This is a genomic window from Micromonospora sp. RV43 (genome assembly GCF_001029515.1).
GTDB classification, from domain to species: domain Bacteria; phylum Actinomycetota; class Actinomycetes; order Mycobacteriales; family Micromonosporaceae; genus Micromonospora; species Micromonospora aurantiaca.
Genome location: NZ_LEKG01000219.1, coordinates 1 through 10,826, shown reverse-complemented (window position 1 = coordinate 10,826; position 10,826 = coordinate 1). Strand labels below are relative to the sequence as shown.

The 10,826-nt window shown below is 74.7% G+C and carries 11 protein-coding genes; 6 read left to right on the top strand and 5 right to left on the bottom strand.

Annotated features, from left to right (window positions below; translation table 11 throughout):
• Positions 1 to 1,020: B12-binding domain-containing protein (locus ABD52_RS33580; RefSeq protein ID WP_047894380.1), on the bottom strand; the 1,020-nt coding region annotated here is incomplete at its 3' end.
• The gene (locus ABD52_RS33575; protein ID WP_053065524.1) at positions 1,017 to 2,777 is read right to left on the bottom strand and encodes a PP2C family protein-serine/threonine phosphatase; all 1,761 of its coding nucleotides are present in this window, start codon (positions 2,775 to 2,777) and stop codon (positions 1,017 to 1,019) included. The genes ABD52_RS33580 and ABD52_RS33575, both read right to left, overlap by 4 nt.
• Positions 2,778 to 3,030: 253 nt before the next feature.
• Here ABD52_RS33575 and ABD52_RS33570 point away from each other — a divergent pair, with 253 nt between their 5' ends.
• Together ABD52_RS33570 and ABD52_RS33565 are read left to right on the top strand one after the other, a co-directional pair.
• Complete coding sequence (locus tag ABD52_RS33570) at positions 3,031 to 3,375, top strand: STAS domain-containing protein (protein WP_047894379.1); 345 nt, start codon at positions 3,031 to 3,033, stop codon at positions 3,373 to 3,375.
• A gap of 43 nt (positions 3,376 to 3,418) precedes the next feature.
• Complete coding sequence (locus ABD52_RS33565; protein ID WP_235437634.1) at positions 3,419 to 3,766, top strand: STAS domain-containing protein; 348 nt, start codon at positions 3,419 to 3,421, stop codon at positions 3,764 to 3,766.
• A gap of 94 nt (positions 3,767 to 3,860) precedes the next feature.
• Here ABD52_RS33565 and ABD52_RS33560 read toward each other — a convergent pair whose 3' ends face one another.
• Entirely contained in the window at positions 3,861 to 4,175 is a 315-nt protein-coding gene (locus ABD52_RS33560) for a hypothetical protein (RefSeq protein ID WP_047894377.1), read from the bottom strand.
• Positions 4,176 to 4,358: 183 nt separating this feature from the next.
• Between ABD52_RS33560 and ABD52_RS33555 the strand changes: the two genes are divergently transcribed.
• From ABD52_RS33555 to ABD52_RS33545, 3 genes are read left to right on the top strand one after another with little or no spacing between them, the layout of a single operon-like run.
• Complete coding sequence (locus ABD52_RS33555) at positions 4,359 to 5,330, top strand: DUF2267 domain-containing protein (protein WP_047894376.1); 972 nt, start codon at positions 4,359 to 4,361, stop codon at positions 5,328 to 5,330.
• A gap of 26 nt (positions 5,331 to 5,356) precedes the next feature.
• Positions 5,357 to 6,190 (top strand): spermidine synthase, encoded by an 834-nt coding sequence (locus ABD52_RS33550; protein ID WP_047894375.1) that lies wholly within the window; start codon positions 5,357 to 5,359, stop codon positions 6,188 to 6,190.
• A 39-nt stretch (positions 6,191 to 6,229) separates the two neighbouring features.
• Positions 6,230 to 7,345, top strand: coding sequence for an AI-2E family transporter (locus ABD52_RS33545; protein ID WP_047894374.1), 1,116 nt, complete (start codon positions 6,230 to 6,232; stop codon positions 7,343 to 7,345).
• 27 nt (positions 7,346 to 7,372) lie between these two features.
• Here the strand turns inward: ABD52_RS33545 and ABD52_RS33540 are convergent, their stop codons facing one another.
• Complete coding sequence (locus tag ABD52_RS33540) at positions 7,373 to 8,671, bottom strand: NAD(P)/FAD-dependent oxidoreductase (RefSeq protein WP_047894373.1); 1,299 nt, start codon at positions 8,669 to 8,671, stop codon at positions 7,373 to 7,375.
• 100 nt (positions 8,672 to 8,771) lie between these two features.
• Between ABD52_RS33540 and ABD52_RS33535 the strand changes: the two genes are divergently transcribed.
• Positions 8,772 to 10,217, top strand: coding sequence for a M20/M25/M40 family metallo-hydrolase (locus ABD52_RS33535; protein ID WP_047894372.1), 1,446 nt, complete (start codon positions 8,772 to 8,774; stop codon positions 10,215 to 10,217).
• A gap of 32 nt (positions 10,218 to 10,249) precedes the next feature.
• Here ABD52_RS33535 and ABD52_RS33530 read toward each other — a convergent pair.
• A partial coding sequence (locus ABD52_RS33530; protein ID WP_235437633.1) for a GNAT family N-acetyltransferase occupies positions 10,250 to 10,826 on the bottom strand: 577 nt, incomplete at its 5' end.

The following is a 10,826-nucleotide window of genomic DNA, read 5'->3' as shown; positions in this document are numbered from 1 at the left end:
CACCAGGGCCCTCCCCCGGTCGAGGAAGGCGGCCGCGCGCGGGAAGTCGCGCAGCTGCTGTCCATAGTGCTCCAGCGTCAGCCCGACCGCGCCCGCCGGCACCCCGCGGCTGACCAGGATCTCCACCAGCCACTCGACGAACCCGGTGAACAGCGTCGCGTCGTCCACGTAGAGCGCGGCGGCCAGGAAGTCCACGATGTAGCCGAGGTCGCTGATCGTGGAGTCGAGCTGCGCCGGGGTGTAGCCGGCCGTCGACGGCACCCGCTCGCGCAGATCGGCCAGGGCGCTGTCGATCAGCTCGCCGCGCCGTTTGACCAGGCTGACGTACTCGTCGTCGGCCAGGTGATCCAACCGCGCGGGCGGCGTCTCGCGCAGCGCCCGCTCGTCGGCCACCAGGTCCGCCGCGGCCGGCGCGTCGGGCGCCCACGGCACACCGAGCACGCGGGCCCAGCGGCCGTCGTCGCCGAAGCCCCGGCCACCGACCACCACCGGCACGTCGGAGCGGCGGCACGCCTCCACCATCCGGTGGGCGTGCGGCAGCCGCATCGGCAGCGCGCAGGCCAGCGCCACCGCCTCCGCGTCGTAACGGTGCAGGTAGGACACCAGGTGCGCGGCCGGGACGCTGGCGCCGAGGAAGACGACCTGCCAGCCGCGCAGCCGCAGCACCTCGGCCACCAGCCGGGCCGGCAGCGCGTGCCACTCGCCGTCCATGCAGGCCATCACGATCCGCCCGCGGGTCGGGCGGGGATCGGCGTACGCGGCCACAGCGGCCACCACCCGCTCGCTGATGTGGGTGGCGGCGTGCTCCTGGGCGACGCTCCACTCGTTGCGGGCCCAGCGTTCGCCCACCTCGGCCTGGGCCGGGGCGACCAGATCCAGCAGCACCCGCTCGGCCGGCACGCCCGCCTCCAGCAGCCCGCGGGCCACCGACACGGCGGCGGACTCGTCGGCGTCGGCCAGGCACTCCAGATAGCGGGGGAAGGCGTGGCCCGGGTCGGCCTCGACGGTCGGCACGGTCACGCGAACAGCTCCCTCGTTCGTTCGGTCACGGCCGGATCCGGCACCGCGTGCAGGTGCCGCGGCGCCCGCCCGGCCGGGCCGGTGGCCCGCAGCGCCAGCACGGCGATGTCGTCGTGGTCGCCGTGCGCGAGCCAGTCGCAGGTCACCTGCTCGACCCGCTCGGCGAGCGCCGGCGCGGGCATCCGGTGGCAGCCGGTCACCGCGTTGAGCAGCCGCTCGGCGCCGAACTGCTCGTCACCGCGCCGGCCGCCGCGCGCCTCGGTCACCCCGTCGCTGTAGAACAGGCAGGTCTCCCCCGGTGCCAGGTGCACCGTCACCTCGCCGATGCGGGGATCGGGCACCACACCGATCAGCATGCCGCGCAACGGCACCACCTCGACCTCGCCGGACTCCCGCAGCACCAGCGGCGGCAGGTGCCCGCCGCCGGCCAGGGTCAGCGTCAGGCCGCCGTCGCGGTGCGGCCGGGCCACGCCGAGCACCATGGTGGCGAACCGGCCCTGCCCGTGCGCCTGCGTGGTCTCCAGCAGCGCGTCGTTCAGCAGCTTCAGCAGCCGTCCCGGCTGGGTCTCGACCCGGTGCAACGCCTGGAGGCACTGGCGCAGCTGACCGGTGAACACGGCCGCCTCCACGCCCTTGCCCGACACGTCGCCGAGGAAGAAGACCGAGCCGCCGTCGGCGAGCCGGTGCGAGCCGTAGAAGTCACCGCCGATGCGCAGCCCGGCCTGCGCCGGCCGGTACGCGGTGCCCCACTGCACCCCCGTCGCCGAGGCCGGCTCGACCGGCAGCAGGCTGGCCTGCAACGTGTCGGCGACCTCGGCCTGGTCGCGGTAGAGCATGGCGGTGGTCAGCGCCGCGCCGGCGCGGGCCGCGAACGCGCGGACCAGGTCCACGTCGGCCTCGTCGTACCAGCGGTCGGCGCGCCGGGCCACCAGCAGGGCCCCGGCCGGCGCCTCCCGGCCGGGCAGCGGCACCACCCGGGCGGTGGCGCCGGAGGTGTCCAGGCCGGGCAGCCAGCCCGCCTCGGCGGCCTGCTCGACCAGCCAGTCCAGCTCGTGCGGCTCGGCGCCGGCCAGGCCGGCCTCGATGGCCACGGGGAGCGCCGTGGCGGGCAGCACCCCGCTGTCCACCACCGGCGGCCGGTCGTCCGCGCGTACCGCCCGCCACCAGCGGGCGCGGCCGGAGCGGGGGGCGAGGACGAGGACCGCCACGTCGGCCGCCGTGGGTACGGCCAGGCGCACCACGGCGGCGGCGGCCCGGTCCGGGTGCAGCGGGTTGCCGAGCTTCTCGCCGACCACGGCGAGGAACGCCGAGCGGGCCCGCTCGGCGAGCAGCGCGTCGGCCCGGCTGACGCTTTCGGTGACGTCGTCGACGTACCAGCAGCGCCGTCGGTGGGACAACGCGACCGGGCGTACGCGCAGCCGCCGCCCGTGGTGGGTGAACTCGGCCGGGCCGTCGCCGCGCAGCGGGACCGGGCCGGCCGCGGCCAGCAGCTCGCCGGGCGTCACCTCGGGGATCAGCCGCTCCGCGACCGGGCTCACGTGCTGGACGACACCGTCGGCGTCGCAGACGACCAGGCCCTCACGGAAGTGCTCGACCACCTCGGACCAGTTGGGAACGGTAAGGTCGTGGTCGGCTGCCAGCGGCGGCAGGGCGGACGGCACCGGCGCGGCGGCGGACCACGCCGGAGCCCGTGCGGCGCTCGGCGTGGAGATCCGTCCGTCGCCCGGGTCGGCACCCCTGACGTCGGCAGCAGTCACCAGCTGAGCCCCACTCTCCTCGTCGACACCCGGGGGCGCCGGACCCGGCGCCTGTGGTCACGTATCACCGCCCACCCTACGCCGGTATGCCGGGACCGCCACCCCACGGCGCTGCGGCCCGCTCGCGCATCCAGCGAGGTGATGGCGCTGTTGTTACGATCCTGTCGATACCGGCCCGACCGGCAACCCCGCGGAAAGGCGTGACGTGGTTCCTCAACGGAGAAGGCCCGAGGCGAGCCCGCTGAGCATCTCCGTGGATCGATCGAACCCGCCCGTCCCGGTGGTAGTCGTCGGCGGCGACCTGGCGTACGCCACGGCGGGCCCGCTGCGCGCCGAGATCGACCGGCTGCTCACCGCGCGTCCGACGACGCTGGTGTTCGACTTCGGCGACCTTCAGTTCATGGACAGCACCGGCCTGTCCGTGATCGTGCACGCCTGGCGGGAGGGCCAGCACGCAGGCACCGCCATCGAGCTGCGGTCGGTCCCCCGGTTCCTGGAGACCATCCTCGACCTGACCGGCGTCACCGGTCTGCTCGACCGCTCGCCGGTCGACGACGCGCCGGGCCTCGCCGCGCCGGGTTCGACAGCGTCCGCGTGACCCCGGGGGTTTCCCGGCCGCGCCTGGCTGGGAACATGGAAACGTGCCCTCCCAGATGTTGACCATCGAGGTGGACCGGCTCGGCGCCGGTTCCGCCCGAATGCGGCTGGCCGGGGAGCTGGACTTCGACACCGCGCCGGAACTCGTCGACGCCGTGGCCGACCTGCGCCGCGACGGCCACCAGGAGCTGGAACTCGACTTCGCCGGGGTGCACCTCTGCGACTCCTCCGGCCTGAGCGCGCTCGTGGTGATCCACCGGGCCGGCACCGGGGCGATCCGCCTGCTGAACCTGAATCCGCAGATCAAGCACCTGCTGGACCGCACCGGCCTGGCGGAACTGCTGGCCGCCCCGCCGCGCGACCTGACCGGCGAGACCCGCGGGGTGGGCTGACCGACCCCGCGGCGCCCGCCACGCGGGCTGAGCGTCCGGCGGACAGGGGTGGCCCCCGACCCTGGGACCAGGGGCCGGGGGCCGGGAGGATGGCTCAGGCGGCGGGCTCGGCCTGCCGGTGCCGCGTCTCGTCGCGCGACTGCCCCGCGAGCGGAGGCTCGACGTCCTCCGGCGCGCCGGAATCGGGCGTCTGGAACAGATAACGGACGAAGTCCCCGCTCATGTCGTCGTCGTCCGCCCCGGGCCACTGCCCGACACAGTCGACGCCGACCACCTCGCGTCCGCTGCCGTCGTGGTGCTCCAGCAGGGCCCAGAGGGTCACCGGGTAGGAGCGGGTGGCGTCCGGGCCGATGCGCCAACGGGCGTACCAGCCGGGACGGGCGGGGACGATCTCCACGATCCGTTTCATGTCGACCTGCCCTTCCGCGTGCGTCGGAAGTTGTCCGGTCCGTCCGAGCCTGCCGCCCGCCGGGGTGAGCGCTCCTCACCCGCAGCGAATGAAGCGTCCGCCGGGCCGTCCGCCGTTACCTTCCCGGCAGCGCCGGGAACGCGGTCGGCGCAAGCGCAACCGACCCAGGAACGAGGTGCGACGATGCGCAAGCAGATGGAGGGCGACAACCAGCGCCGCCGGACCCTGGCCCGCGAGGCCCGCGAGCGAGGGCTGCGGCCGAGCCAGATCGGCGCCAGCCTGAGCGCGTCCAAGCAGGTCACCTCGCTGGACCAGCACGACCGGTCCGGCCCGCCGCCGGCCGGACGGCACAAGCCGGACAGCACCCGGGGTGGTCCCGCGCCGCCGCCGGTCGCCGTCGCGGAGCAGCAGCGCCCGCTGCCCGACCCGACGCCGTCACCCGGGGCCTCGATGAGCTACCGGGATCTCGTCGACGACGTGAGCCGGCGCGCCGGCGTGGACTTCACCACGGCCAAGGTCGCGGCGGAGGGCACCGTGCTGGCCCTGGCCCAGGCACTGGACGAGGCGGCACGGGAGCGGCTGCTGGAGGCGGTGCCGCTGACCCTGCACGACGTGGTGCCGGTGTACGGCATGGAGCCCCGCCGCGACCTGCCCGGCTTCCTGGCCGAGGTCGGCCGGTACAGCCGCCTCACCCCGGAGCAGGCCCGCTACCAGGCCGAGGCGACGCTCGCCGCGCTCGCGGAGGCCGACGCGGAACTGGTCGAGTCGCTGCACGTACCCGACGAGTTGCGTGACCTGCTCGGGCCGGCCGACTTCGGCGGCGGCCTGGTGGGCGCGTCCTCGGCCACCGCGCCGCTGACCGAGGCGGAGCTGCGCGACGCGCTCGCGACGCTGCCCTACTGGTCCAGTGACAGGCGCTCGCTCGTGCGCACGATCGAGCTCCCCGGCGGCAACCTGGACCGGGTGCTCGACCGGCTGGACCGGCTCAAGTCCGACGTCGGACGCTCGCCGCAGATCGGGCGTCCCGACCCGGACAACGCCGTGCTGACGGTCCGGACCCAGCAGGTCGACGGCGTGACGGCGGCGGACGTGGACCTCGCGCACCGGGTGGACGCGGCAGTCGACGAGGCCGGCGCCGGGATGGCGGCCGGCTGACCCGGCGGCGGAACGGCCCCGGTCCCATGCGGGCCGGGGCCGCCCGTGGCCGCGCGGTACCGTGTCCCGCCGTGGATCACGACGACACCGAGACCCTGGAGATCGTGGTGGACCCGGCCCGCCCGTCCGGGCGCACGCTGCTGGCCGACGGGGTCGAGCAGTCGTACGTGGACGTGGCCGACGCCCGGTACCTGCACTTCGAGTACGTGCGGCGGATCGCCGCCGCGATCGACCTGGCCGCCCCGCGCGGCGCGGCGCTGACCGCGCTGCACCTCGGCGGCGGCGCGCTCACGCTGCCGCGCTGGCTCGCGAGCACCCGGCCCGGTTCGGCGCAGCGGGTGATCGAGCGCGATCCGGGCGTGGTCGAGTTGGTCCGGCGGAAACTGCCACGGCTGCCGCCGGAGGTGGTGGTGGCGCTCGGCGACGCCCGGGAGGCGGTCGCCGAGGAGCCGTCCGGGACGTACGACGTGGTGGTCGCCGACGTGTACCGGGCGGCCCGGATGCCGCCACAGGTGGCGGCGGTCGAGTTCGCGGCGCAGGTGGCCCGGGTGCTGCGCCCGGACGGCCTCTACCTGATCAACCTCACCGACCTGCCGCCGCTGGCGCACACCCGGTCACAGGTGGCCACGCTGCGCGCGGTGTTCGCCGACGTCTGCCTGGTCGCCGACCGGCGGATGCTGCGCGGACGCCGGTACGGCAACGTGGTGCTCGCCGCCACGCCCACGGCGGGCCGGATCCCGGTGATCCGGCTCGCCACCCGCGTCGCCGCCGACCCGGTGCCCGGAACGGTGCTGCACGGCGCGACGCTCGACGCGTTCGCCGCGGGTGCCCACCCGGTCACCGACGCCGACCTGGGCTGAGCCGGGTTTTCGTACCCCCAGCGCGGGTAGCCGCGCCGGATGAGCGCCGCCGACGATCGGTCCATCGCGCGCCGGACGCTGATCGTGATCGGTCTGGTCCTCGCCACCGGGGTCGGGCTGGCGCTGGTCTGGGCCACCCGGCGGGTGCTGGTGTGGGGACTGGTGGCGGTGTTCTTCGCGGTCGCCCTCAAACCGCTCGTGGACCGTCTCGAACGTCGGGTACGCCGCCGCGCGCTCGCCACGCTGCTGGTCTTCCTGGCCGCGTTCGCGCTGTTCGCCGCCGTCGGCGCGCTGATCGTGGTGCCGCTGGTGGACGAGGTGGGCCGCTTCGCCGACCGGGCGCCGGAGCTGGTACGCGAGGCCCAGGCCGGGCAGGGGCCGCTCGGGCGGCTGCTGGAGCGCTTCCACCTGCTCCGCTACGCCGAACCCGGCCAGCTGCGCCGGTACGGCGCCCGGCTCGGCGACCCGACGGTAGGGGTGGTCCGCAGCGTGGCCCAGGCGGTCGCCGCGCTGGTCACCGTGGTGGTGCTGGCGTACCTGATGGTCCTGGAGGCGCCGAAGATCGTGGCCGCCACGCTGCGGCTCACCGGCGACGGCGCGGCGGCGCGGCTGCGGCGCATCGGGCGTGACTCGTCCCGGATCGTCACCGGCTACCTGAGCGGCAACCTGCTGATCAGCGTGATCTGCGGCGGTCTGACGTTCGTCGTACTGTTCCTGCTCGGTGTGCCGTTCGCCGCGGTGATCGCGCTGACTGTCGCCGTGTTCGACCTGATCCCGCTCGTCGGCGCCACGCTCGGCGCGCTCGCCGCGGCCGGCGCGGCGTTCCTGCACTCCCCCACCGCCGGCCTCGTCGTGCTGGTCTTCTTCGTGGTCTACCAGCAGGTGGAGAACCATCTGCTGCAACCGGTCATCATGGGCCGCGCGGTCCGGTTGAACCCGTTGACGGTGCTGGTCAGCGTGCTGCTGTCGGTCGAGCTGGCCGGGCTGGTGGGGGCGCTGCTGGCGATCCCGGCCGCCGGCATCGTCCAGGTGCTGCTGCGCGAGTTCGCGCCCGCCGGGCGGCAGGCGCTGCCGCAGCCCGCCGACGGCGAACCGGCCGACCCGGGTGCGGCCGGTAGCGCCGGGGCACCGGAACGGCCGCCGGCCGGCGGGTGAGAGCCGGCCGGCGGGTGCGTGCGGCGATCAGTGGCGGCGGGCCAGCTCCGGTGACTCGCTCTCCAGCGGCACCGCGTTCGCGGGGACCAGGCCGAGCTGCACGGCGGGCCGGGGCAGCGTCGCGTCCAGCGCCCAGTCCGCCGCGACCCGGGGCCGGTTACCGGGCATGGCCAGCAGGTGGTAGCCGCGGGTGACGGCCTTGGCCGGCAGCCCTGCGAGCGGCACCTTCAGCGGGTTCGCCGCCGCGTCCTTGCCGCCCAGGTCCACCACCCAGCCCAGGTCGTGGTGCTTGTACGACTTTCGCACGCCCTGACCGTACGAGGCGGCGATGTTGTGCGCCGCCAGCTTGCCCTGCCGCTGGGCGTGCTGCGCGGTCATCGCACACACCTGCCCGGGGCGGGTCGGGTCGGGCACGGCGGCGGCGTCGCCGCAGGCGAACACCTCGGGGTAGCCGGGGACGTTGAGGAACTCGTCGACCACCAGCCGGCCCTTCTCGGTGCGCAGGCCCAGTTCGGCCACGAACGGGTCGGGGCGTACGCCCACGCACCAGACGAGGCTGCACGTCGGGACGTACTCGCCGTCGGTGAGCATCACCCCGTCCGGGGTGGCCTCGGCGACCGAGGTGCCCATCCGCACGTCCACGCCGCGTTTGCGCAGCACCCGGTCGGCGGTGACGGACATCCGCCGGTCCAGTTCGGGCAGCACCCGGGGCGCCACGTCCAGCAGCATCCAGCGCGGCCGGACCTTCAGGTGCGGACGCTGGGCCATCAGCCGGTCGGTGAACAGCTGCCCGTGCGCGGCCACCTCGGTGCCGGTGTAGCCGGCGCCGACCACCACGAACGTGGTGCGGGCCCGCTGCTCGGCCGGGTCCTGGGTCAGCTCGGCCAGCTCGACCTGCCGGACCACGTGGTCGTGTAGGAACAGCGCCTCGGGCAGGCCGCGGAAGCCGTGGGCGTACTCGGTCACGCCGGGGATCGGCAGCAGCTTGTTGACGCTGCCGACGCTGAGCACCAGCCGGTCGTACGCGAGCTGCCCGTGCTCACCCTCGATCGAGCGGTAGCCGACCCACCGGTTCTGCAGATCGACCCGGTCCGCCTCACCGACCACCACGCGGACGCCGTCGAGCGTGCCGGCGAGCGGCACCGCGATCCGGGTCGGCTCCACCACGCCGGCCGCCACCTCGGGCAGCAGCGGCAGGTAGAGAAAGTAGTCGGTCGTGTTCAGCAGGACGATCTCGGCCCGGTCGCGGGCCAGTCGGCGCAACGTCTTGGCCGCGTGGTACCCGGCGAACCCGGCCCCCACGATCACCACCCGTGGTTTCGTCATGCCTGCTGCCGTTCCCGGGCAGACCTGCGACAAACGTGCCCATGATCCATCCATCGACGGCTATATGGACATTCCTCGTGATCGGCGCGAGGATGCCGGGATGGGAAACCACGAGACCGCCGAGGGTCGGCCCACGAGGTCCAGCCGGCGTACCTTCCTCACCGCCTCCGCCGCGGCCACCGCCGCCGCCGTCGCCACCCCGCTCGCCGCCGCCCCGGCCGCCGCCGCGACCGGCGCGCCCCCGGGCCCGGGCCGTCCGGCCCGGCCGCAGCGGCCCGACCGCGAGCTGACCGCGCTGCTGCGCGAGATCGACAGCCGCCGGGTCGAGGCCGTCGTGCGCCGGCTCGCCGCGTTCGGCACCCGCCACACCCTGTCCAGCCAGACCGATCCGGTACGCGGCATCGGCGCCGCCCGCGACTGGATCCACGCCCAGCTCTCCGGGTACGCGGCCGCGTCCGGCGGCCGGATGAGCGTCGAACTGCAGTCGTACGTGCAGCAGCCCGCCTCCCGCATCCCCGTCCCGACCACCATCACCAACGTGGTGGCGACCCTGCGCGGCGACGTCACGCCCGAGCGGGTGTACGTCATCACCGGCCACTACGACTCCCGGGCGACCGACGTGATGGACGCGGTCAGCGACGCACCAGGCGCGGACGACGACGCCTCCGGCGTGGCGGTGGTGATGGAGCTGGCCCGGGTGCTGTCCACCCGCCGCACCGAGGCCACCATCGTGCTCGCCGCCGTCGCAGCCGAGGAGCAGGGACTGTACGGCTCGGCGTACCTCGCCTCGCAGTTGAAGGCGGCCGGCGCCGATGTCCAGGCGATGTTCAGCAACGACATCGTCGGGTCCAGCACCGCCGACGACGGCACGCGCGACCCGCGTACCGTGCGGTTGTTCGCCGAGGGCGTGCCGACCGCCGAGACCCCGGCCGAGGCGAGCGTGCGGCAGTCCGTCGGCGGCGAGAACGACTCGCCGTCGCGGCAGCTCGCCCGGTTCGTCACCGACGTGGCCGGGAACTCCGCCACCGGCATGGACGTGCGCGTCATCTACCGGCGGGACCGCTACCTGCGCGGCAGCGACCACATCTCGTTCCTGCGCGAGGGCTGGCCGGCCGGCCGGTTCACCGAGCCCAACGAGGACTTCGCCCACCAGCACCAGGACGTGCGGGTCGTCGACGGGGTGCAGTACGGCGACCTGTCGCAGTTCTGCGACTTCGGCTACATCACCCGGGTGGCGCGGGTGAACGCCGCGACGCTGTGGTCACTGGCCCAGGCGCCCGGCACACCCAAGGGCGTCACCGTGGTGACCACGAACCTGACCAACGACACCACGTTGCGGTGGCAGCGCGGCCCCGAGCCGGACCTGGCCGGGTACGAGGTGGTGTGGCGGGAGACCACCGCCGACCAGTGGCAGAAGGTGCTGCCGGTCGGCGACGTCACCGAGGTGACCATCGACCTGTCCAAGGACAACGTGTTCTTCGGCGTACGGGCGGTCGACCGGGACGGGCACCGCAGCCCGGTCGCCTTCCCGAAGCCCGGCAGCTGAGACCGGCCGGTCACCGTCCTCCGGCGCCGCACTCAGTCCGGCGCCGGAGCGGTGATCGCCCAGCGTTCGTGGTCGCGCCACGCGCCGTCGATGAACAGGTAGTCCGGGGAGAACCCCTCCAGCCGGAAGCCGAGCCGCCGCGCCAGCCGCTTCGACGGCTCGTTGCCGGGCTGGATGTTCGCCTCCAGCCGGTGCAGACCGAGCGGCCCGAACGCGTACTCGATCACCAGCCGCACCCCGGCCGAGGCGTGCCCGGTGCCCGCGTACGGGCGGAACGCCGCGTATCCGAGGTAGCCGCCGCGCAGCGCGCCCAGCACGATGCCGCTGATGTTCGCGTATCCGGCGATCTGCCCGGTGGCCCGGTCGCAGAACAGGAACCCGGCGCTGTCCCGCCCCCGGATCTTGCGCAGGTACGCCGCGTAGCGCTGCGCGTCATCGGGCGCGGAGAGCCACGGATGGTGCAGGTCGCGGCTGCGCCGGACGGCGGCGACGAACTCCGCCTCGTCAGCCGGACGGGGACGGCGGATGGCGACGCGTCCGTCACTACGCAGGTATCGCACAGCGCCACTCTGCGCCACCGCGTCCACCCCACCCCACCCGGGGGTGCAC